Source organism: uncultured Novosphingobium sp., assembly GCF_964277725.1.
Lineage (GTDB): Bacteria > Pseudomonadota > Alphaproteobacteria > Sphingomonadales > Sphingomonadaceae > Novosphingobium > Novosphingobium fluoreni.
The window spans coordinates 1-22,148 of the sequence record NZ_CAXYKL010000201.1; the positions used below are offsets into that span (position 1 = coordinate 1).

Below are 22,148 nucleotides of genomic sequence, written 5' to 3' on the forward strand. Positions count from 1 at the left end.
GGCTTTTGCAGCCTTTTCGTCAGCCTCCACCTTCCGCGTCACGGACAAGCGCGGGGGAGCGAATGGCGCGCGCATCGCGTTGGCACCGCAAAAGGACTGGGCGATCAATCGCCGGGCAATACCGGTCGTCGAGCGGCTGCGTGCGGTTATGGCGCATTTCAATGGCTCTGCTACCGGCGGCAAGCGCGTGTCGCTTGCGGACATGATCGTGCTTGGGGGTTGCGTCGCGGTTGAGCGGGCGGCGGCCGACGCCGGTGAGGCCGTGGCGGTCCCGTTTCTCCCCGGACGCATGGATACCACCGACGATCGCACTGACGCAGATAGCTTCGAGTGGCTCCGCCCGGTCGTCGATGGGTTCCGCAACTTCGTCGATGATCAATTCGAAGAGATCGTGGACGGACGACTTTCTCCCGAGCAGGTGTTCCTCGATCGCGCCGCGCTGCTGGGCCTGTCCGCTCCCGAGTGGGTGGCGCTGACTGGTGGCCTCCGGGTGCTAGGCAGCAACTGGGATGGCTCGAGCGATGGCATCTTCACCGATCGTGTCGGCACGCTGACCAATGACTTCTTCACCGTCCTCACCAGCATGGATTACGAATGGAAGAAGGCCGACAAGCGCGGCCATCGCTTCCACCTCACGACGCGCGATGGTGGCGAGACGCGGTTCAGCGCGACCCGCAACGACCTGATCTTCGGCGCAAACTCGCAGCTCAGGGCGATCGCGGAGGTCTATGCATCGCATGACGGCCATCGCAAGCTCGTCCGGGACTTTGTGGCTGCCTGGACGAAGGTCATGATGGCGGATCGTTTCGATCAGAAACGGGAAGGACGGTCTGACTGACCGCTTCAGGATTGGCATCGCGGAAAAGTCGCCGAGCCATTTGCGCTGAGAGACAGATATACGCGATGCCAAGCCGATGCCGATTGCGGGAGATGGAGGGGTGGATTGGGGGCCATGGCTCGAACAAGACCCCGGCACCGCATCGAGTTGCCCTGTCGGGATACAAATGCAATAGCTGCTTAGGGTGTTTGTCTCCGGTATGTCGGGACAGGCAGGTTTTCACGCTGGTCGGGCCGCTAGCGATGTATGCCTGTGTCCGAAAGCCGAAATCATGAATCACACCCATTCCCGCCCTAGTGCGATCCGTCGTTTCCTCCACGCCCAGTCATCGGCGGGGCTGGTGTTGATGGCCGCTGCGGTCGTGGCGCTCGGCATAGCGAATTCGCCGATCGGCCCCGGCTATGCCAAGATGCTGCATACTGATCTCGGCCCGCTTTCGCTGGAACACTGGATAAACGACGGCCTGATGGCGCTGTTCTTCCTGCTGGTCGGACTGGAGATCAAGCGCGAGGTGTTGGACGGCCAGCTTTCGACATGGCCGCGGCGCATTCTTCCCGGGATTGCCGCGACAGGCGGAATGATCGTTCCGGCGCTGATCTACCTGGCATTCAATCGCGGGCCGACCGCAGCGGGATGGGCGATCCCGGCAGCGACAGACATCGCCTTTGCCCTCGGCGTCATCGCTTTGCTCGGCAACCGGGTGCCCGCATCGCTACGCATCTTTCTGGCGGCACTGGCGATCATCGATGATCTGGGCGCGGTGGTGGTGATCGCGCTCTTCTATACGACTGGCTTGTCGCTGCCCGACCTCGCCGGTGCTGTGGCCGCATTGGTCGTCCTGATCGGCCTCAACCGGTTCGGCGTGCGGCGCCTTGAGCCGTACATGCTGATAGGGTTGGTCCTCTGGGTACTCGTGCTTCGCTCAGGCATTCATGCGACGCTAGCCGGCGTGATGCTGGCCTTCACCATTCCGATGGACCGCACGCCCAGCCGGTCCGACTGTGACAGCATCAGCCCGCTTCACAAGCTGGAGCATCTGCTGCACCTGCCCGTCGCTTTCCTGGTGGTGCCGATCTTCGGTCTGGCGAACGCGGCGGTGCCGGTTCTTGGATTGCCGCCCGGCGCCCTCATCGCCCCGGTTACGCTCGGCGTTGGCGCCGGGCTGCTGATCGGCAAGATCGTGGGTGTCTTCGGCTTCACCACCATTGCGGTGCGCCTGGGCCTGGCGGACATGCCCGCACACGCGGGCCGGCTGCAGATGTTCGGGGTGGCATGCCTATGCGGTATTGGCTTCACCATGAGCATCTTCATCACGCTGCTCGCGTTTCCGGGCAGCCCGCTGCTGCAGGCGGAAGCCAAGATCGGCGTACTGGTGGGTTCGCTGCTGGCGGGGCTCCTCGGCTGCGCAATCCTGCACCAAGCAAAACGAGACACCTGCGCCGTCTGATCTGTGAGATTTGGACAGTGGAGTTTGTTTGATTGATGGAACTCCGTGATGCCCCTGTGCCGATGGGGGGTATCTCGCTTGTCAGGTGAAGAGCCGGTTCTGCGCCACCGCTAGACCAGAGCATAGGAAACAACGGCGGTGTCTCCGAAAGACAACGTCGACGCTGGTTAGAAGATGACTACCGGCCCCTTTGCCATCCGCAGCCTAGTTTCCATCCTCAAAAGGCAGCCTGCATCGGGTAAGGATGCAGACTACGTTTTGCCGATGACAGTTCGCCGAGCCCAGGTATCAAACCGTCGGCATATTCCCACGGGCCATCAACTCTGCAAGTTCGACGGACGAGGACAAGTGCGATGCGCTTCCGCCGTCGACCTGGATGGTCTGTCCGGTTACGTAGCTTGCCCGATCCGAGGCGAGGAAAGCAACAACTTCTCCGATCTCAGACGGCTTGCCGAATTCGCCAAGCACGGTGTGACGGCGATAGATTTCCCGTAAGTCATGTGGCAATCCACGCTGCAAGGAGGATGTGAGGATTGGGCCTGGGGCAACGGCGTTACACCGGATCTTCTGGGGGCCGTATTGGGTCGCGATATACTTGGTGAGGACTTCCACAGCACCTTTTGAACTGGCGTAGGCCGTCGTGTAGAAACTTCCGCCGGTCGCGGTGCCGGAACTGATGTTGATGATCGAGCCGCCCCCGCCGCTCTTAATCATTTCCGGGATGCCGTGTTTGCACATCAGCATGATACCCCGCGCGTTGACGGCGAAGGTTTGGTCCCACAGGTCTGCGTCCATGTCCGTGACCAGTAAGTCAGCACCGACGGCTGTCCGCGCCGCATTGTTGTCGATAACGTCGAGCCTGCCAAACCTCTCGACGGTAAAGGCGATGAGGTTCCTGATGGCGTCTTCGCTGGATACGTCGGTCACGCAAGCGGACACGTTGTAACCCTTGTCGGCCAGGGCTTGCGTCGTTTCGAGCAATATATCCTCGGCGACATCGGCCAATACAACGCTGGCTCCTTCACGAGCCATGATCTCTGCCGTCTCCGACCCAATATTACCGGGATTGGCAGCACCGGTGACAATTGCGACCTTGCCGCTCAATTCTCCGCCGCGGGTACTCATAAACCTCTCCTATTGTAGATAAATCTCGGCGATGGCGTGGCCGATGACGAGGCGTACATTCTTTAGGCCGTACATGCCTTCCGGCCTTAATGTAGTTGCCGGCAATGGCCGTGGTCGCGAACCGGTCAATTTCGGATCGATCTGAGGCGCGCCGAGGACGGATCTTCCGCCTTGGAATACAGGTCGAAGCCGGCGGCACATCGTCTTTGACATACCGTGCCAAGTTCAGATGAGCATCGTCATCTAGCGATGAAAAAGAAGCACTATCGAAGTGATGAATAAGCGTGGACCGAACATGGCCCGGAGAGGTCTTCCTCGCGAGCTCTTGACGTTTCAATTGCCTCTCCTCGCACGCGCTTATCAGTGACGCTCACGGTTTGTATCAAGTAAATCAGAAAGTTTTGTATTTAATGGGACTAGTATAGTGTTCTTTTGCAGAAAGATAGACGAGGTGCACCGGAAGACAATGCAAATCAGATTATGACCGGCGCAGGCTGTCGGGTATCCACATGTGTGATAGGTACGCGTGAAACGAGGTTGCGAACGCAAGACTGCAAAAACATAAGCGGCGGAATGAATTCATCGACAGGGCGGCTCGTATTAACATTCAGCCGTGGGATATATGGCATTACGGTACCGGAAGTCGTCGTCCAACGTCGGCACATCGACCCGATTGGGAAGATTGAAATCGACCTGAAGGCTAACCACGGGCCTTTGAGTGCGGGCGGAACGACATGAAGACGAAGCGTGCCTTCAACGCCTCGCTCAGGTGCTCCAGCGCATCCCTCCTCGCCCGTTTCCCAAACGGGGCGGCGTTCATCGCGCATTGCAGATCCAGTCGCTCTCGCATGCCACAGCCGCCTATCATCTTAATACGCCATAAGGGGAACGGCGGTTTGCGTACGCCATCCGCCCGTCGGCTCATCAGTTCGCTGGCCCCTGCTGCGGAGCGGCGCTTGCATTTGCGGGCCATGCCAAGCTCAGCAGTCCTGCGGCGGGGCCGACTGTTGCCTGGCCGTCTCGGTCCTGAATACCGCGGGCGACGGCTTCGCGCTGCGCCAGCGTGCCGCCTGAGACCGCGAGCGGAAGGCCACGTCGGGCGGAGGCCCAGGCGGACAGGCGCAATGCCTCATCATCGATGACGCCGGATGCTATGCGCAGCGCGGGCAGGGTGGCTTCGTCGGGTGGCACCAAGTTGACGGTCCATTGCGGCAAAGCCTGGTTTGCTCGGTCTTCGAGGGCGCGATAGCCCGCCATCGGCAGGCCTGGCAGGGGCGAGGCCGTGACCTTCAGTGTCCGGGCGGCGGCATCCGCTTCCACGGACTGGGGCGTAACACCCGCGATCAGCGCAAGATCGGCAACGGCTCTTTGCTGGCGTTCGTTGTCCCGGACCGTCGTACTGTTCGCTCGCGCGATCCGCGCGGCTTCCACGCTCGTATTCTCAGGAGCGACGCGCAGCTGATCGACATGGACGTCGATCGGGCGCGCGAGCCGCTGCCGCAGGTCTGCCGCCAGGACGCGATCAGCGCTGGGATCCAGTCGGGGCGTCAACACCACAGCGCGTATCCGGATCGGCCGCGCGCTGTAATCGATGTCAAGCTGGCCCAGCCGCGACGCATCGGAGAAGCGCGCGCTGATTGTTTCACGCACCTGCCGCTGCGCCACCGCTTCGAACGCGATCTGCCGCAATGCCGCCCCAAGCGGAATCGACAGCAACCCCAGCCCCACAAAAAACAGTATCAGCTGCCACCCGGTATGCTGGGGCGACAAATGACTGCCAAAACCATAGACGCGCGCCACCAGGGCCGCCGTCAACGCAATAGTGATGGCGTTGGTCACGAATAGCAGCAGCGAGCCGGCAAAGACCGTCCAGTTCAGCGTGGCGATGCCAAAGCCGACCACGACGAGCGGCGGCATCAGGGCAATGGCGATCGCCACGCCCACCACCGTGCCCCCACGCCCCCGGATCAGCGCGTAGGCACCCGCAACCGCCGAGAGCAGGGCGACGAGCAGGTCGAACAGCGTAGGGCGGGTGCGGCCCGCGATCTCGCTGGTGATCGTCTGGATCGGCGATAGCGTGACGCATACGACCGACAGCGCCACCGCGATCAGCGCTCCGGCGACAAGGGCCGTAGCCGCGCGGCGCATCTCGCTCGTGTCGACCGTGGCGATGCCAAAGCCCAGGCCGATGATCGGCATCATCAACGGCGATAGCAGCATCGCGCCGATCAGAACCGCCACCGATGGCATCAGCAGCCCGAGCAGGGATATCGCCGCGGAGATAACGATCAGGAACGCGTAGCGCCCGCTCCAGCCGGAATCCTCCGTGATCTGGCGCAGGACAGCGTCATGGTCGACGCCGCCGACAACCCAGATAGACCACCACCGCCGCAACCTCCCTCGTCCTTCCGCTACTTCAACCACCATCGTCTGCGTTCACCTGCTGCTGGAGATAAGGCTTGGTAGGGGAGTTGATCGCCCATGGCGACCCGCGCTGGCATTCTTGGCCCGGGTTGATAGAGCGGCGCAATGATAGACGAGCGATCGCCCCGATCGGGCTCCCGCAAGTGGACCGCTGGCCGCTATCGCGCCCTGCTGCGCAGCCGTGGCCCACAATCGGTGCGTTTCCGCACGCGATTGGCCATCCTTTTGGGGGCGGTCGTCATTGGGTTGGCCGCGACAGTCTTCGCGCTGGCGGCTGATGCGGCAGGTGCCTTGTTCGAGCGATATGTGGCCCGCTACCCATACGTGCCGCTGGTCTCCACACCGTTGATCTTCGCCGGGCTGGTCTGGATCACGCGCCGCTATGTGCCGCTGGCGCGCGGATCCGGTATCCCGCAAGTCATCGCCGCGCAGTCCGATCCCGGGGCGGCCACGCAATCGCTGGTGTCGATCCGCACGGTAGTCGGCAAAGCGCTGCTGACGCTGGTGGCGGTGCTGGGTGGAGCCTCGGTCGGGCGCGAGGGGCCTACGGTGCAGATCGCCGCGGCGGTGATGGGGCTCAGCCATCGTGTGCTGCGCGTTCCATTGCGCGGGGCGGTGCTGATCGCGGGCGGCGCCGCCGGGGTGGCGGCGGCGTTCAATACGCCGCTCGCCGGGTTGCTCTTCGCGATTGAGGAACTGGCGTCAGCATACGAACAGCGCGTGACGCTGTTGGTGATCGCGGCGATCGTGATCGCCGGCATGGTCGCCCAATCGGTGCAAGGCGATTACGTCTACTTCGGGCTGATAGGGGCGCACATGGGGCTGGGATCGGCGCTGTTCGTGGTGCCCGTAGCCGGATTGGTCGGCGGTGTGACCGGCGGCTTGTTCTCACGCCTGATGCTGGCGTTGGCGACCGGCCCGCATGCAATCACGCGCTGGTCGAAGGCAAGACCGGTGCAGTTTGCGGCTCTGTGCGGCCTGGTGGTCGGAGGCTTGGGCTGCCTGACCGGGCTGACCTGGGGAACCGGCTATGGCGCCGCCCGTGCGATGATCACCGGCGTGGATGCGCCGCTGTGGTTCGGCCCGGCCAAGTTCGTATCCACTCTCGCCACGGCGGTCGCGGGCCTGCCCGGCGGCATCTTTGCGCCGTCACTGTCGGTGGGAGCTGGGATCGGCAATATCCTGCGCGGCGTCTTCCCCGACTCGCCTTCATCGGCGGTCGTGATTTTGGGCATGGTCGGCTATTTCGCGGGCGTAGTCCGGGCGCCGTTGACCGCCGTCATCATCCTGTCCGAAACGACTGCGAGCCGGGGCCTGATGCTGCCGATGTTCGCCACGGCGTTTCTCGCGGATGGGGCCAGCACCTTGGTCTGCCGGGAAAAGCTGTACCATGGCCTTTCCAAGACCTTCGCCATGCGATCATCGGCCTGATCGAAAGGGCTTATCGGCACTGCTGAAACGCCAATCCGCGTTTCAAAACCGACTTGCGCGACCAATGCGGTACGGGCCGGCGCGGGTGGAGAGCGGCTTGCCTTTCCAACTGAGCCGGACGCGCCCCTCCTGCACCAGGCGATCGACGGCGGCATGAACCAGCGGCATCGCCTCTCGCCAGGCGCCATCCAGCGCGATCGCTCTGGCGACCTCGCTCGGGCAAACAGTTGCATCCGGCGCGCGGGATGACAGGAGCCTGAGCGTCGTATCGTAGGCGCTGGACGTCACTCGCCCTCACCGATCGGCGGCGAGGGAAGAGCGGCGGAGGTCGCCTTCTGAATGCGCTGCTGCAAGTTGCGTAGCAGCCCGCCCAGCATTTCGACTTCCGTGCCATCCATCGTGGCAAGGGCCCGCGTGTGGGCAGCGTCCAGGCCGTTCTCGCTTGAGCGTAGAACCGCCAGCCCGGCGGGTGACAGGCGAACCATCTGGCTTCCGCGACCGGGCGCGTGTGTCGTTCGCTCTATATAGCCCAGATCGGCCAGCTTGGTGATCCTCTTGCCGATCCCCGCAAAGGAGATGAAGAACTGCTTGCGCAGTCGCACAGGCGTTGTCTCGAACGGCGGGCCAAGCCGGTGAAGGGCATCCAGAACCAGCATCTCTCCGGTGTTCATTCCGTGCAACTGTGCCTGGGCGCCAAAGCTCTGCTCGATCAAGGTGGCGACATAGAGGATGCGGGTGCTGACGGCGTAGATGCGGGCGTTGTCGGCCGAAGTGTCCGTGGTCCACGCCCGCTCCGCCTCGTCGATCAGATCAGGCGGTGCGGATTCGCTCGGCGCGCTGAGTCTGGTATCCGCTTTCTTCAAGACAGTTCGCCAAGCCTGGAATTGTGGGAGGCCCGGATAAGCGCCCGGGTTGGCCGTCGCAATAGAGCGCCGCGGCACGGCGCATTGCGATCGGCAAGACTGCTTGGTCATCGTCGGGACCGCCCTTTTGGGAAACACACTGTTACAAAGCCGATCATGAGACGTTTCTGGCTGCAGAGGAGATGACATCGATGACCACGCCGGGCCGTTCCGATCGTCAAGCCATATTGGAAGCCAGTCGCACGCGGAAGATGGCGCGGTCGGCTCATGCCTATGTCAGGGGGAATACCGCCACTTTCTATGACTGGTTGCAGGCCGGGCCGCACGCTCCTCGTGTGCCGGACGGGCCGGCAATCTGGATTTGCGGTGATGCACACCTCGGCAATCTCGGCCCGCTGGCGGCAGGAGACGGCCGTGTCGAGATACAGGTTCGAGACTTGGATCAGGCTGTCATCGGCAATCCCGCGCACGACCTCATCCGGCTGGGCCTTTCGCTCGCCACCGCTGCCCGGGGGTCGGACCTTCCGGGCGTGATCACGGCGCGGATGATGGAGGAAATGGTGCAGGGTTATGCGGCTGCGATCGCCGATCCCACCAGCGGCAATCCTGGCGTGGAGCCCGATGTGGTGCGCAGCGTCAAGCGGCAGGCGCTGGGCCGTCGCTGGAAGCACTTGGCGAAGGAACGGCTGGATGCCGTCGAACCGACGCTGCCCATCGGCAAGAAATTCTGGGCGCTTAGCAAGGAAGAGCGCAATGCCCTTGAAGGAGTGTTCGCCGATCCCTCCGTGGCCCAGCTTATCCTCTCGCTCGATCACAAGGACAAGGATCGGCGCGTCCGCGTGGTGGATGCGGCCTATTGGATGAAGGGTTGCAGTTCGCTGGGGCTGCTTCGCTACGCCGTCATCGTCGGGCTGGAGAATGCGCGGGGGAGGTCGGACTACGCGTTGGTAGATCTCAAGGAAGCCGTCGCACCGGTCGCGCCGGCTTACCCCGGCGTCACCATGCCGTCCGATAATGCCCACCGGGTGGCAGCCGCGGCCCGTGCGTTGTCACCCCATCTTGGTTCCCGGATGATCCCGGTCAGCATGCTCGATCGCACCTTGTTCATTCGCGAATTGGCGCCGCAAGACCTCAAGCTGGAGGTGGAGCAATTCAGCCAGGGAGAAGCGATCAAGGCCGCGCGCTACCTGGCGTTCGTGATCGGCAAGGCGCACGGTCGCCAGCTCAACATCGGGCAGCGTGCGGAATGGGGCAGCATGTTGGATGCAGACCGGCGCGGCAAGATCGATGCGCCATCCTGGCTTTGGGAAAGCGTCGTGTCCCTGGCGGGCAGGCACGAGGCGGGCTATCTTGAGCATTGTCGGCGGTACGCTCTGGCTGCCTAGCCTGCCAGACGAAGCCTGGGCGCTACCCTTTGCGCCCGGTTATCCGCCGCCCTCAGGTCTTCTCCGACAAAGTATGCGCGACGATAGCGTTGGCATGGCCATGGCCCATGCCATGTTCGGTTTTCAGCATGGTCACCAATTCCGGTGAAGACGCGCAAGACCGATCGGCGGGCGGCAGCGATGTATGCTGCGCTAGGTTCCGCTGGTCTCGGGCCGGGGCGCGCTCAGCCGGCGGCGCGGATGATCGCCGTGCCGGCTTGCATCAGCCGCCGCTCGACGGCTTCTCCCGCAACGGCGGCGCCGAACAGGTAGCCCTGGCCAAAGCCGCATCCATGCTCGATCAGGTAATCCGCTTCGCTTTGCGTCTCGATCCCCTCGGCGATGACGTCCATGCCAAGCCGTCCCGCCAGCCCGATGATCGCATCGACGATCGCGGCGTTGGTGGACCCGTGCGACAAGTCGGTGACGAAGCTGCGGTCGATCTTGATCACGTCCACCGGGAACGCCTGCAAGTGCGTCAGCGAGGCGTAGCCGGTACCGAAATCGTCCAGCGCCAGGGACAGGCCCTCGTCATGGAACTTGCGAAGCACGTCCGCCACGGTTTCCGCGCCGCGCCCCAGGAAGACCGTTTCCGTCACTTCCAATTCCAGCAGCGAAGGCGGAACCCGATGGCGATGGAGCTGCGACATCACGCGATCGAACAAATCCTCCCGCCGGAATTCGGCAGGTGACAGGTTGATGGCAACGCGGCCAAACGGCAGGCCCTGGTTGAGCCAATGGGCCATATCTCGGCAGATCGCTTCCAGCATCCGTTCGCCCAGGACCGGGGCCAGGCTCAAATCCTCGAACGCGGCGCTCAGGCTATCTGGACCGCGGATGGCGCCATCCGCATCTTGCCAGCGCAGCAGCGCCTCGAAGCCGGCCACGTGCCCACCCGCCAGCGATACCTTGGGCTGATAGAAGGGGCGCACCCGCGCTTCGTTGATCACGCGCCGGGCGGTGGCCAGCATCGCGGCGCGATGCTGGATGCTCGCGCGCATATCCGGCCGGAACACCGTCAGCATCCCCCGATGCGAAGCCTTGCCGGCATAAAGGGCCACATCCGCCGTCTTCAGCAAGTCTTCGCCCGTATCGCCGTGGTCCGGGAAGAAAGCGGCCCCGGCCGTGGCGTTGCAATCCAAGCCGATGCCGTCATGATAGACCCCGCCGTCATCCTGCAGCGCGGGTGATAACAGGGCGACCAGTTCGTCCGCGCGGCAACGGGGCAGAAACGCTGCGAACTCATCGCCGCCAAAGCGCGCCACGAATCCCCGGTCGCCGATGCACCGCTCCAGCCGCTTGGCGAAACCGCAAAGCAGCAGATCACCGGCGTCGTGGCCGATCGTATCGTTCGCCTCCTTGAACCCGTCAATGTCGAACATCACCAGGGCCAGGTTCTCATTCTTCTCGCGGGCCTGTGCGATCGCAGCTTCCAGTGCCTCGTTCAGGCTCCCGCGATTGGGCAGCCCGGTCAGTGCATCGTGACTGGCCATCCAGTGCATGCGGGCGCTGCTGTTGTGCTGTTCGGTCACATCGCTCAGGGTCACAAGCACGCGCTGGACGCGTCCGTGGGTTTCCTGAATGCGCCAGCCGTTGATTTGCAGGCAGCGAATTGCGTCATCATCGGCGCGGTGGATGCGGAGGAACGCTTCGAAGCGGTGATCGCTGGCGTTGGCCTCCACGGTCCGGATCAGATGGGACAAGGCAGGCCGATCCTCCGCGACGATCAGCGTCATCGCCAAGCGAAGGTCAGGCTGAACCTCATTCGGCAGGCCCAGCATCTGCTTGAATTCGGCGGACCATTCCCACCTGTTCTGTACCGTATCGAAGTCCCAGATGCCGATCCCGGCGGCCTGGGCGGCCAGGCGGAAGCGTTCCTCGCTTTCGCGCAGGGCCTGCTCCGCGCGCTTGCGATCGTCGATATCCTCGACCGCGCCATACCAGCGCACGATATTGCCCTGTTCGTCCAGTCGCGGCGCGCCGCGGGATCGGAACCAGCGATAGCCTTCGCCGACGTTGGCCCGGTATTCCACGTCGATCGGCTGGCCGTCTATCTGCGCGCGGGCCCAAGCTTCGCGAATGTCCGGAAGATTGTCGGGATGCACGGTGGAGCGCCAGACATCGCCCAGGTAGGTCCCCGGTTTTGCTCCGACCTTCTCCAGCCATCGTGAGCTGATGGCCGACATCTTGCCATCGAGGCCGGTCGTCCAGGCATATTGTGGGCTCAATTCCACGGTATTGCGGTAGTGCTCCTCACTCTCCCGCAAGTCCGCCTCGGCCTGACGGCGAATGGTCTCATCCAGGACGATACCGATCGAGGACCCGTCCTGCAGGAAACTCACATGGACCGTGCCCCAGCGTTCGGTGCCGTCAGACCGCACATAGCGCCGATTCATCTGATAGGATTGACGCGTCACCGCATTTTCGCGGTACCGGTGAAGTATGTTTTCCGCTTCCTCGGGATGGGCGTGATCCTGGATGTTGATATGGGCGAAGTCCTCGTCCTCTCGCCCGATCAGCTCCTGATAAAAGGCGTTGACCGCCAGGACCGTCCCCTTGGACGAGCGATGAATGACGCCGACTTGCGACTTGCTCAGCGTTTCCATGAACTCCGCCGACGCGACCCAGCTCACCCCGTTCAAATTGGACGTGGCGGCCTGAAATTCGCGCTGAAGCCCGGCCAGATGCAGCGCGTCGAGCGCCGATGCGGCCTGGCTTTCGCAAGGAGGAGCGGCTTGCCGCACGAAGGTCACCTCTCTCAAAACGGCCCATCGCCCGCCCCCGAAGGGGCAAAGCGTCCCGGTATGGTCTGACCGTTACTATTGAGAGGCTTAATAAGGTGTTCAGCCTGGGCAGGTGATCTCCTTAATTACAGGCGATGCGGTCCTTTCTCCCGTTCCTTCAGGCACTATCGCCCGCGTCAACGCCGTGCGGACTTCGCCAGCCAAGCTGCCAACTGCGCGCGCTGCGTGGGACGCGTGGCCACGCGCTGGCGCAACGCGGTCTGCGCCTGCACCACCGGCTTGGCCTCGTCCGCAGGCAAGGTGGCGGCAAAGGTCTTCAGTTTGCCCTCCATCTTCGGGTCGGTGCTGGCGGCAACGATCCGGGCGATGAAGCGGGGGCGTCCGGCGCGTTCCACCAGTTTGTACACCGCAGCCTGGTTGGCGCGCACGAAATCGAACGCAAGCTCGGGATGCACGCTGCCGACCGAGGCGATCATCTGCGAAGCGCTAGTGGCGTCGGGCGTGCCGGAAATGGCGAGCGCGAGGGTTTCCTTGGCCAAGGCCTGGTCGTCTGCTCGACCCAGGCTGCTGAGATAAAGCTGGCGCTCCACCACGCCCGACGCCTTGCCCGCTTGCTGGCGCAAAAGATCCCAATCGGCCCGCGTGGCATTGCGAGCGGCAACATCGAGCCAGGTGCGCTTCAGCGGCCCGTCGAGCGCGGCGGGGGTCGTGGCCAGGGCCTGCAGCTTGCGGCGCGCTTCGGTGACGACGGCGGTATCGCCGGCAACGCCTAGGGTGGCGATCAATTGCGCGCGCAGCTTGGTGTCGGTCAGCGCCTCTCCGGCCTTCGGCTCGAAGCCCAACTGCTGCAGGCGCGGCGACCATGTGCGAGAGATCAGCGCGCCCATGCGATCGCGCACCGGGCCCTTTTCCAGCAGGCCGTAGGTCATCTGCCAAAGCGCGGCGGTATCGGCTGCCAGGGTGGCGCTGGCGTTGGCCGGCATGGCCGACAGCAGGTTCATCCCCGCCGCCATGTCCTGGTAGCCCGCCATCGAGAGCGAGAGATTGTCCCGCACCAGTCCATACTGGTCGATCGGCTTCAACGACCCGAACGTCTGCGTCAGCTTGGTGAGCGAAGGGGCATCGTAGAGCGTGCGATAATAGCCAAGCTGGCCGCTGTTCACCAGCACCGGCCCACAGCCCGCCAGCGTCACCGTCTCGGTCTTTTGCGCCATCAGGTGCCGTGTGGGCGCAGCATCGCCCACGCTGATCAGCAATGGCATCGGCCAGAGCGGCTTTGCGCCACCACGGCTTTGCGGATCGAGGGAGAAGGCGTCCTGCGTCAAGGCAAGGCTCGTCTGCCCTGCCTTGCAGGTGGCGGACTGCACGCGCAGCATCGGGACGCCGGGAATGGTGGTGAATGCCTGCGCGATACGGTTCACGTCCTTCGCGCCCGCGCCTTCGATCGCGGTCCACAAGTCGCTGCTGACCGTGTTGCCATAGGCGTGCTTGGCCATGTAGCTGCGCAGCCCCGCGCGCCAGGTGTCCGCACCGACATAATCCTCCAGCATGGCGATCGTCGCCTGGCCCTTCTCGTACGTGATCGAGTCAAACGCCTGCTCCATCTCGGAGACGGTGCGGATCTTTTGGACGACCGGGTGCGTGGTGGGCAGGGCGTCCTGCGCCATTGCTCCTTCACGCCCGTCGACGCCGTTCAGCTGGAAGTCCCACTCAGGATGAAAATGTGCGGTGATCTTGTCCGCCGCCCAGCTGGCGAAGCCTTCGTTCAGCCAGATATCGTCCCACCATGCCATGGTGACGAGATCGCCGAACCACTGGTGCGCCGTTTCGTGCGCCTGCGTGCTGTAGATATCCTGGATCTCGGCGGGGCTGGTGGTGGCGGGATCGAGCAGCAGGATACGCTCGAACGTCATGATCGCGCCCCAGTTCTCCATCGCGCCGAAGAACTGCGAACTGCCGGGGGCGGCGATATTATCCAGCTTGGGCAGGGGGAACTTCACGCCGAAGTAGTCATCGAACCAAGGCAGGATTTCGGCTAGGCCGTCGCGGGCATAGTTGGCCTTATCGCCGCTTCCGGCAGGGGCGATGATGCCCACTTCCACGCCGTCCGCCGCCTTCTTCGCCGTGCGCTCGAAATCGCCCATGCCGAAGAACAGCAGGTACGAACTCATGCGCGGAGTGGTGGCGAAGGTGACGCGCTTCAGGCCGCCGCTCAGCTTTTCCTCGCGCGCGGCGGGCATGTTGCTGACGGCCATCAGGTTGGCGGGAACGATGGCGGAAAGATCGAACGTGGCCTTGTAGCTAGGCTCGTCAAAGCTGGGCACGAAGCGGCGCGCATCGGGCGCTTCGAACTGGGTGAAGAGGGCGCGCGTGTCCTTGCCGGTGCGCTTGTCCGGGTAATTCAGCGCGAAAAGGCCGGACGGCTGCGTGCCGATCGTTCCGGAATACGTGATGTCCAGGCGATAGGCCCCTGGCGCGATCGGGCTGGCGGAATCGAAGTGCAAGGTTTGTGCGGCATCATCTGCGGCGACGGTGAGCGGCAGGCTCTTGCCACCCTTTGCGGCGATCAGCTGGGCCGAAGCGACTTTCAGGCCATTGCCATGCACGGTCAGCGAGGAAGCTTGGGTGAAGACTTGCAAGTCGATCCGCGCCTTGCCGGCGAAGGTCAGGTCCGTGGCATTAGGGGTCACTTCGATCTGATAGTGCGAGGGACGCGCCGTTCGCGGCAAGTCGCTGGGGATGGACTGGTCAAGCGGGGCAGCGGCGCTGGCCGCAGGGGCCGCCAACGTGGGCCAAGCGGCCGCCAGAGCGGCGATGGCGGAGATCGTGGCGAAGGTGCGGGGTAGTGAGCGCATGAAAAGAATGCTCCGCTATCGGAAAAATTCGTGGCGACGTAACAATGCATCTAGCGCGCACTTGCTCGTCAATCCAGTCAACGATTGAAGCGGCGGTAGGAGCCCGTCAAAATTCTTCGCGAATGCGGATGAGTCTGCGGGGCGTCAAATCGGCGAGGGTGGGGCAGCCAAGCTGCGCCATCGTCAACTCCAGTTCGGTGCGCAAAAGGTGCAGCGTATGTGCGACACCTGCCATCCCGGCCACGGCAAGGGCGTGCATCTGCGGTCGGCCCAGAAGCACGGCAGTCGCCCCAAGCGCGATCGCCTTGGCCATGTCCGCGCCGGAACGTATGCCGCTGTCGATCAGCACTGGCAGCGACGTGCCGATCGCATCGCGCAGTCCAGGCAGAACGTCCAGCGGACTGGGCAGCCCATCCAGCACACGGCCGCCGTGGTTCGACAGGATCAACCCATCCGCGCCCATTTCCACCGCGCGACGGGCGTCGTCGTCCAGCACCATGCCCTTTACGAGCACCGGCAGGCGTGTCGTGGCGCGCAGCCATTCTAGGTCTTCCCAGCGCGGCGCCGCATCGGCCAGCGCAGTGCCCAAAATGATGCGGCCGCCCGCCGTCGCGGTCTGGCGCAGGCGCGTCATGCCTTTGAGGTTGGCGGCTTCGATCCCGGCGGGGAGCGACAGTCCGGCTGGCTTGATCGCCGCATCCACCGTCAGCACGATGGCTTCGAAACCGGCCGCCTCCGCCCGGCGAACCAGCGCCAGGGAGTCGGCACGATCGGGTTGAAGATAGAGCTGAAACCACAGGGGCGAAGGCGCGAGGCCAAGCTGGCGGGACGCGTCACGGGCGGTGTGGGCGATTTCCTCCAACGAGACGCTGGACAGGGTACTGGCGATCATGCCTGCGCCCAGCGCGGCGGCCGCGCGCGTGACTGCCAGTTCGCCATCGGGATGGGCCAGGCGTTGATAGGCGATGGGCGCCAGCATCAGCGGCGCAAGATGAGCGCGGCCAAACAGCGACAATGCCGTGCTCCCGCCGCGCAAGTCTGCCATGGCGCGCGGTAGAAACCCCCATCGTGCGAAGGCGGCGCGGTTTCGCGCCAGTGTCCGCTCCTCGCCAGCGCCTTCCTGGATGTGTCGCCAGACTTCGGGGGGGAGATGCGCTTGCGCCGCTGCCTCATAATCCGCCAGGGTGGTGATGCCCGGCGGCACGGTGGCATGCGACGGCTTGATCACGTCTGCGACCATTGGCGCAGGAGATTGTGATAGACCTGCGTGAAGGTATCGACCGAGCCATGCTCTGGATGATCGCTTGCCAAAGACTGGATCGCGCCATCCAGATCGAACAGCAACCGCCGCCGCTCGGGCGAGGGCACGAAGCTTTGCGTCCAGAAAAACGCGGCATAGCGCACGCCCCGCGTTACCGGGGCGACACGGTGGAGGCTGCTGCCGGGGTAGACGATCAGATGCCCCGCTGCCGGCTTGGCGCTGTGCGTGCCGAACGTGTCCGCGATCACTAGGTCGCCGCCGTCGTATTCGTCAGGATCGCTGAGGAACAGCGTGGCCGAGATGTCGGAGCGCAGATGCTCGCCCGTGCCCGGCATCGGGAAGATCGCATTGTCGACATGATCGCCGTACTGCCCCGCGCCCGCATAGCGCGAGAAGCGCGGCGGCAGGACACGCGCGGGCAGCGCGGCGGCGATGAACAGCGGGGTCTGGCCCAGCCGCTCCAGCACTTGCTGGCCCAGCTTCTGCGCCAGCGGATCGCTGGCGGCCAGTTGCTCGTTGTCCTTTACCCGCGCGGCGCGATGACCGGCGGTGGTGCGCCCGTCCGTCCAGGCGGCGCTCTCCAGCAAGGCACGCATCCGGCGCACTTCCTCGCGCGAGAACAGTTCGGGGATATCAACGACCATGCCCCATCCTTGCCGCCGCGGCGACGCCCTTGCAAAAGGAAAAGCCCGGCGGATGCATAGGGCTTGCATCCGCCGGGCCGTCCATCCTTGGAGAGGAGGACTTACATCTTCGCCGTGATGGTCAGCACCGCCGCACGCGCTTCGCCTGGCGTTGCCCAGCCATTGTTGCGGATGCGGGTGAAGTACAGCTTGTCACCCACGTTCTTCACGTTGAGCTGTGCCGAGACGTTGGGCGAGAAGTCGTAGGCCAGATAGGCCTGGTGGATCAGGAAGTCCTGCGAACGGATCGCCGGTGTAGTCGGTGTTCGGACGGTGAGCAGGAAGCTGCCCTGATACGTGAAGCCATAACCCACGGTCAGGCCGAACGGCAGGCGGTAGGTGGTGAACAGGCTGCCCGAATGCTTGGGAGTCTGCGGCAGATACTGGCCCGCGCCGGGATTGGGATTGGCGGGGGTGTTGGTGCAGGAGCCGGTGCCAGGATTCGCCAGGCAGTTGTCGGACACGGACTGAAGCAACTTGGCTTTCAGGTAAGTGTAGTTCGCCGTGATCGACCAGTTGGGCGTGATCATGCCCGATGCGCCTAGCGCGATACCATCGACGCGGGACTTGCCGTCCAGCTGCTGATTGGGAACGGTGGGATCGCCAGAGATGACCGCGTACTTGTCACGCTCGTTGCGGAAGGCCGCAGCGGTCAGCAACAGGCCGCCGTTGAACAGTTCGGCCTTTGCGCCGATCTCGTAGTTCTTGGCGCTTTCGGGGTTCACGTTGCAGGTCGTGCCGGTGATGATCGAGCCGTCCGGGTTCAGTCCGTCTGCCGTGCACGATCCGTTGACCGAGTTCTTCGACGGCGTCCGCGAATTGCCGTAAGCCGCATAGAGGCTGACCGCCTCGGTGGGCTTGTAATTCAGACCCACGCGGTACGAGAACAGCGTATCCGCCACCCGTCCGCGCGGGGCGGTGGTGATCTGCCGGAACTGGAACGGGCGGTTGGAGACGGTGCAGCCGGTGAAGGTGGCGCAATAGTTGATCGTGTCGTTGGTGCCGACGTTGCGCTCGATACGGGCAGCGGCGTTCAGTTCCAGCTTGCCCAGCTTCATCGTGTCCAGAAGATAAGCGGCGACGTTCGATTGTTCACTCAGAACATGGCTGCCCCGGACGAAGTTCAAAGGTCCGTTGTATACGTTGTTGCCATAGGTGAAGGGGGCAGGGCCGGGCACCACCGTGCCGGGATTGGCGATGTTGATCAGCGGGAAGCTGGCATAGGCCGGGCTGCCATTGGGATTGCGCAGGACGTTGCCGGTATCGAGATCATACTGTTCCCAGGTGGCGGCCGCGCCGAGATCGACGGTGTGTTCGATCGCGCCGGTGTTGAACAGGGCGCGCAGATCGATCTGGTCGAACATCAGCTGGTTGCGAGTGATACGGGTGTTACCGCGTGGACCGCTTGCCAGGTAATAGCCGCGCGGGACATTGGTGGGACAAGCGGCGCCCAGCGGGGTCAACCCATTTGTCAGGCAGTACGTGCCTTGCGGCGGGGCCACGATAGTGGTCTGGCGCGAATCCTGCCAGCGGGCGAGGTTGCGGATCGAAACCTTGTCGCTGAATTCATGCTCGAAGATCGCGGTCGCCTGATCGATATTGATCTTCTGCTTGTCGACATTGCGATAGCCGAAGTAGTCGCTGCGATCGACGCCGGGTACGATCCGGCCACCATAATAGGGTACGCCATACTGCGGCGTGTTATCATCCTCCTGGTGCCAATACTGCAGGGTCAGACGGGTGGGGCTATCCACACCGATCGTGACCGAAGGCGCGACACCCCAGCGCTTGTAATCATCCACATCGCGGCCCGGCACGTCGTTGCGATGCCACATCGCGTTGAGACGGAAGGCGATCAGGTCGTTGACGCGGCGGTTGAGGTCAACCGTGGCGCGATAGTAGTTGTCGGTGCCGATGCCGGCGGTGGCGACATAGGCGTCATTCGCCAATGGGCGCTTGGTGACCAAGTTGATGTTGCCGCCGGTGGAGCCGACGCCCGAGATAACCGAGTTCGCGCCGTTGGTGACTTCGATCTGCTGCAGGTTGAATGTGTCGGTGCGAGTGATCTGCGCGCTGTCGCGCACACCGTCGACTGTGATGTCGTTGCTGGCGCTGTAGCCGCGAAAGGTGATGTTGTCGCCCGGGCCCGTGCCGCCTTCGCCCGCGCCGAAGGTGACGCCGGGAACGGTCGAGAGCACGTCGCGCAGCGTCAGCAGGTTCTGCTGCTCGATCACTTCGTTGGTCAGGACGGTGATGGTCTGGGGTGTATCGCGAACGGTGCGAGTGCGCTTGGGCGATTCCAGCTTGCGGCCCGGTTCGTCGACGATGGCGCTTTCGGTCACCGTGACGCTGCCCAGCGATCGCTCGGCGCTTTCGGTCTGCTGCGCCTGGGCTGTCGAAGCGAAAGCCGGTGCGATGCAAGATAGCGCCAGGAACGTGCGGCGCGCGGTGAATGATCCCTTGGATGACATCAGAATTCCCCCCTCTTGAGTTTCAGGTCATGCGGTGAGAGGTCCGATATTGAGAGTCAGTCGCAGTAGCAAGCTAGAAAATGATGGATTGGGAACTTTATTGCAAATCGATTGCAAAAAGGGTTTTGACCGGATCAGTCAATCACAGCGTCGACCATCATCCGCTCCAGCGCCGGACTGATCCATTCCGCCACGCCTTGCTCGTCTCCGGCCAATGCGCGAACCGTAAGTCGCTTGCGAGTGGCGAGCCGCTGCATCTCTAATGGTGGCAGCACCGTCAAAGCCGTGGCCCAAGCGTCAGCCATCATCGCGCTTCGGTGCAAGACGCTCAGGCTCAGCATATGCGGGACGGCAGCGCCGGTTCGTGGATCGATCGTGTGGCGTCCGCGTACGTAGTCGCCCGAGGTGGCGACTGCCATCTGGTGCAGCGCGATCCGCAGCGGTGCGCTTTCCGAGGTCGGAGTTTCCAAATCGACCCACCACGGATCGCCGTCAGGGCGCAGACCCAGCCCGAGCAGTTCGCCCCCGATCTCCACCAAGGCATGGTAGCAATTGCTCTGGGTCAGCAATTCGCCCAGGGCGTCGACCGCAAAGCCCTTGGCGATGCCGGAAAAATCCAGATGGACGCCGCCCGGCTGGCGCAGGCGCCTGGTCTGGGCATCGTAGGCAAGACGGTGCGCGCCGACGTGTCGGAGCGATTGCCCGATCGTATCGTGATCCGGGGCCTGCGCTGCCGGCGTAGGGCCAAAGCCCCAGAGGTTGACCAGTCGCCCCGCCGCCGCATCGAACGCGCCGCCGCTGGCTTCCCCGACAGATAAAGCCGCCTCCCAGACCGTCGCGAAGTCTGCCGGGAGCGCAAGCCAGGTGCCCGCGGCGGCGCGGTTGAACCCGCCAAGGAGCGAATCCTCACGCCAGTGGCTCATCTGTGCCAGGATCGCCTCAAGCCGCTGCTCGATCGCCTGGCGCAGGGAGTTGACGTGCAAGCCCGGCGGCTGGGCCAGGCGCACGTGCCATGTCGTGCCCATCGTCTCGCCCCGCAGATCGACCACGGGCGCACCCGGCTTCCACCCGGACAGCGCGCCGGGGTCGATCTCTAGCGGGACGGCGAGGCGCAAGGTGGGCTCAGGGTGCGACCACTTCCAGCACCGTCGTGAAGCTCAAACGGCGTTCGGTGGCCTTGGGCTCCGTCGTCTTGGCGTCCGTGGTGGTTGCGTTCAGCCAGTACATGGCCGGCACCGGCCACTTGACGTGGAGTACGCCGTCCGCGCCGGTCTTCAGCTCTTGCGCATCTTCAGCCTCGCGGTACTTCTTGCCGCCGGGCACCACCGCCACGGTCAGGCCGGCGGCGGGCTTGCCGTCCACCAGGACGCGGAACTGGCCTTCTTCGTCGGCGACGAGGCTGCCGGGCAGAGTGATCGGCTGGAACTCCAGGCCCTTGCCGGTCACGCGGTAGCTGGCGGCGGTGGGCGCATCCGCGGTGACGTAAACGTAGTTGCGCGCGATCGTCTCGCTCAGCTTCACGTCCGTCGCGTTGGCGGGGATTTCCGCTGCCGTGGCGACGAACTTGGGCGCAGCCTCGCCTGCGGGGCGGTTCATCGCCGGGCCGGGCATCCTGCCGCCCGCTCCCCCGCCGCCGTTGCGCCCGCGGTTGCCGATGCGCCAGGTTTCGCCGTTCACCTTGAACGAGCCCATCAGCCCGGTGCGCTCCATTCCAATCACCCAGGTGCCTGGCTTGTCGATCTTCACGTCAAAGGTGGAGCGATACCGCAGCGTGGCCGCGTTCTCCACGTGGCCTTCGGTGCCATCGGGGGCCCAGACCTTGATCTGGGTGGGATCGATCGGGAAGTGATCGGCATAGAACAGGTCGTTGGAAACCGCGCCGTCCACCGTCACGTACTCGCTGGTTCCGGCAAGCGTGGTGGTGGAAGGCAGCAGCCACTGGCGATGCGCCATGGCGGGAGTGGAAAGCGCGGAGTGAAACGCGGCGGCAGCGATCAGGGCGTAACGGATGTTCATGGTGATTCCCTGTTGATGGTGATGAAGTCGTGCGGAACGCGGCGATCAGCGAATCGACACCGCCCCAAGCTCGGTCTTGCCCGAGGCCGCGCCGCCGCCGCGCGGCACCGTGATCGGCACGGAGACCAGTTCGCGCCCGCCGGTTTCGCGCGCGGCTTCGACCTTAAGGACGTACTGGCCCGCAGGCACGTTGGGCAGCGGGATCTGGTACGTGCCGGGCGCGCGGGTCGCGCCGCTCACGCCGTCGGCGGGCAGCTTGAGCGAACGGCCACCCTTGCGCCACCAAGTGCGCAAATCCGCCAGCCACTTCGTGCCCGGCTCGCGCCCGCCCTTTTTCAGGTCGTACCAGACGAACACCGTCTTCGCCTCGCCACCGGCCACCGGCTCCAGCCAGCCGACGACGTAGGGCTTGTGATATTCCGCCACATTGATGCGTGGAACGGTGACGCTGACGGTCGCGGCGGCGGCGGGGACGGCCATCGTCGTCGCGGCGAGCAGCGGGATTGAGGGCAGGGTTTTCAGGTTCATCGGCAAGAGCGGACCTTTCGCGGTCAGTGGATGAAGAA

The 22,148-nt window shown here is 64.0% G+C and carries 17 protein-coding genes; 4 read left to right on the plus strand and 13 right to left on the minus strand.

Annotated features, from left to right (window positions below; translation table 11 throughout):
- Both ACHWRX_RS11340 and nhaA read left to right on the plus strand, forming a co-directional pair.
- Positions 1-838 (plus strand): peroxidase family protein (locus tag ACHWRX_RS11340; RefSeq protein WP_394659293.1); only part of this gene is annotated, 838 nt, incomplete at its 5' end.
- Between the two features lie 271 nt (positions 839-1,109).
- Positions 1,110-2,285 (plus strand): Na+/H+ antiporter NhaA, encoded by a 1,176-nt coding sequence (nhaA, locus tag ACHWRX_RS11345; protein ID WP_394659294.1) that lies wholly within the window; start codon positions 1,110-1,112, stop codon positions 2,283-2,285.
- Positions 2,286-2,573: 288 nt separating this feature from the next.
- On the opposite strand, the gene ACHWRX_RS11350 is transcribed toward nhaA, so the two are convergent.
- Together ACHWRX_RS11350 and ACHWRX_RS11355 are read right to left on the minus strand one after the other, a co-directional pair.
- Positions 2,574-3,410, minus strand: a complete 837-nt coding sequence (locus ACHWRX_RS11350) for an SDR family NAD(P)-dependent oxidoreductase (RefSeq protein ID WP_394659295.1) — start codon at positions 3,408-3,410, stop codon at positions 2,574-2,576.
- A 924-nt stretch (positions 3,411-4,334) separates the two neighbouring features.
- Positions 4,335-5,837 carry a DUF389 domain-containing protein gene (locus ACHWRX_RS11355; RefSeq protein ID WP_394659296.1) on the minus strand — a complete coding sequence of 501 codons (1,503 nt, stop codon included), beginning with the start codon at positions 5,835-5,837 and terminating at the stop codon, positions 4,335-4,337.
- A gap of 102 nt (positions 5,838-5,939) precedes the next feature.
- Here ACHWRX_RS11355 and ACHWRX_RS11360 point away from each other — a divergent pair, with 102 nt between their 5' ends.
- Positions 5,940-7,265 carry a chloride channel protein gene (locus ACHWRX_RS11360; RefSeq protein ID WP_394659297.1) on the plus strand — a complete coding sequence of 442 codons (1,326 nt, stop codon included), beginning with the start codon at positions 5,940-5,942 and terminating at the stop codon, positions 7,263-7,265.
- A gap of 42 nt (positions 7,266-7,307) precedes the next feature.
- Here ACHWRX_RS11360 and ACHWRX_RS11365 read toward each other — a convergent pair whose 3' ends face one another.
- Both ACHWRX_RS11365 and ACHWRX_RS11370 read right to left on the minus strand, forming a co-directional pair.
- Entirely contained in the window at positions 7,308-7,553 is a 246-nt protein-coding gene (locus ACHWRX_RS11365) for a DUF3253 domain-containing protein (RefSeq protein WP_394659298.1), read from the minus strand.
- Entirely contained in the window at positions 7,550-8,128 is a 579-nt protein-coding gene (locus tag ACHWRX_RS11370; protein WP_394659299.1) for a MarR family winged helix-turn-helix transcriptional regulator, read from the minus strand. Before ACHWRX_RS11370 ends, ACHWRX_RS11365 begins: the two co-directional genes overlap by 4 nt.
- Positions 8,129-8,319: 191 nt before the next feature.
- Between ACHWRX_RS11370 and ACHWRX_RS11375 the strand changes: the two genes are divergently transcribed.
- A complete protein-coding gene (locus tag ACHWRX_RS11375; protein WP_394659300.1) occupies positions 8,320-9,513 on the plus strand; it encodes a DUF2252 family protein in 1,194 nt (397 codons plus the stop codon).
- Positions 9,514-9,565: 52 nt separating this feature from the next.
- Here the strand turns inward: ACHWRX_RS11375 and ACHWRX_RS11380 are convergent, their stop codons facing one another.
- From ACHWRX_RS11380 to ACHWRX_RS11420, 9 genes are all read right to left on the minus strand, one after another.
- Entirely contained in the window at positions 9,566-9,649 is an 84-nt protein-coding gene (locus ACHWRX_RS11380; protein ID WP_394659307.1) for a DUF4287 domain-containing protein, read from the minus strand.
- Between the two features lie 88 nt (positions 9,650-9,737).
- Complete coding sequence (locus tag ACHWRX_RS11385; protein WP_394659308.1) at positions 9,738-12,305, minus strand: EAL domain-containing protein; 2,568 nt, start codon at positions 12,303-12,305, stop codon at positions 9,738-9,740.
- Positions 12,306-12,472: 167 nt separating this feature from the next.
- Positions 12,473-15,151, minus strand: a complete 2,679-nt coding sequence (locus tag ACHWRX_RS11390; protein ID WP_394659301.1) for a M1 family metallopeptidase — start codon at positions 15,149-15,151, stop codon at positions 12,473-12,475.
- Positions 15,152-15,257: 106 nt separating this feature from the next.
- Positions 15,258-16,379 carry an alpha-hydroxy acid oxidase gene (locus ACHWRX_RS11395; RefSeq protein WP_394659302.1) on the minus strand — a complete coding sequence of 374 codons (1,122 nt, stop codon included), beginning with the start codon at positions 16,377-16,379 and terminating at the stop codon, positions 15,258-15,260.
- Complete coding sequence (locus ACHWRX_RS11400) at positions 16,376-17,056, minus strand: Fe2+-dependent dioxygenase (RefSeq protein WP_394659303.1); 681 nt, start codon at positions 17,054-17,056, stop codon at positions 16,376-16,378. Before ACHWRX_RS11400 ends, ACHWRX_RS11395 begins: the two co-directional genes overlap by 4 nt.
- A 101-nt stretch (positions 17,057-17,157) precedes the next feature.
- Entirely contained in the window at positions 17,158-19,566 is a 2,409-nt protein-coding gene (locus ACHWRX_RS11405) for a TonB-dependent receptor (RefSeq protein WP_394659304.1), read from the minus strand.
- Between the two features lie 134 nt (positions 19,567-19,700).
- Positions 19,701-20,681: an FAD:protein FMN transferase gene (locus tag ACHWRX_RS11410; protein WP_394659305.1), complete on the minus strand. Its 981-nt coding sequence runs from the start codon at positions 20,679-20,681 to the stop codon at positions 19,701-19,703.
- A gap of 7 nt (positions 20,682-20,688) precedes the next feature.
- A complete protein-coding gene (locus ACHWRX_RS11415) occupies positions 20,689-21,582 on the minus strand; it encodes a DUF4198 domain-containing protein (protein WP_394659306.1) in 894 nt (297 codons plus the stop codon).
- A 45-nt stretch (positions 21,583-21,627) separates the two neighbouring features.
- Entirely contained in the window at positions 21,628-22,110 is a 483-nt protein-coding gene (locus ACHWRX_RS11420) for a DUF2271 domain-containing protein (protein WP_058735218.1), read from the minus strand.
- Positions 22,111-22,148: the final 38 nt, after the last annotated feature.

Coding starts and splice junctions, on each gene's coding strand:
- ACHWRX_RS11405 (WP_394659304.1), bottom strand. CDS start 19,566: ATGTCATCCAAGGGATCATTCACCGCGCGCCGCACGTTCCTGGCGCTA.
- ACHWRX_RS11360 (WP_394659297.1), top strand. CDS start 5,940: ATGATAGACGAGCGATCGCCCCGATCGGGCTCCCGCAAGTGGACCGCT.
- ACHWRX_RS11375 (WP_394659300.1), top strand. CDS start 8,320: ATGACCACGCCGGGCCGTTCCGATCGTCAAGCCATATTGGAAGCCAGT.
- ACHWRX_RS11390 (WP_394659301.1), bottom strand. CDS start 15,151: ATGCGCTCACTACCCCGCACCTTCGCCACGATCTCCGCCATCGCCGCT.
- nhaA (WP_394659294.1), top strand. CDS start 1,110: ATGAATCACACCCATTCCCGCCCTAGTGCGATCCGTCGTTTCCTCCAC.
- ACHWRX_RS11415 (WP_394659306.1), bottom strand. CDS start 21,582: ATGAACATCCGTTACGCCCTGATCGCTGCCGCCGCGTTTCACTCCGCG.
- ACHWRX_RS11420 (WP_058735218.1), bottom strand. CDS start 22,110: ATGAACCTGAAAACCCTGCCCTCAATCCCGCTGCTCGCCGCGACGACG.
- ACHWRX_RS11350 (WP_394659295.1), bottom strand. CDS start 3,410: ATGAGTACCCGCGGCGGAGAATTGAGCGGCAAGGTCGCAATTGTCACC.
- ACHWRX_RS11400 (WP_394659303.1), bottom strand. CDS start 17,056: ATGGTCGTTGATATCCCCGAACTGTTCTCGCGCGAGGAAGTGCGCCGG.
- ACHWRX_RS11355 (WP_394659296.1), bottom strand. CDS start 5,837: ATGGTGGTTGAAGTAGCGGAAGGACGAGGGAGGTTGCGGCGGTGGTGG.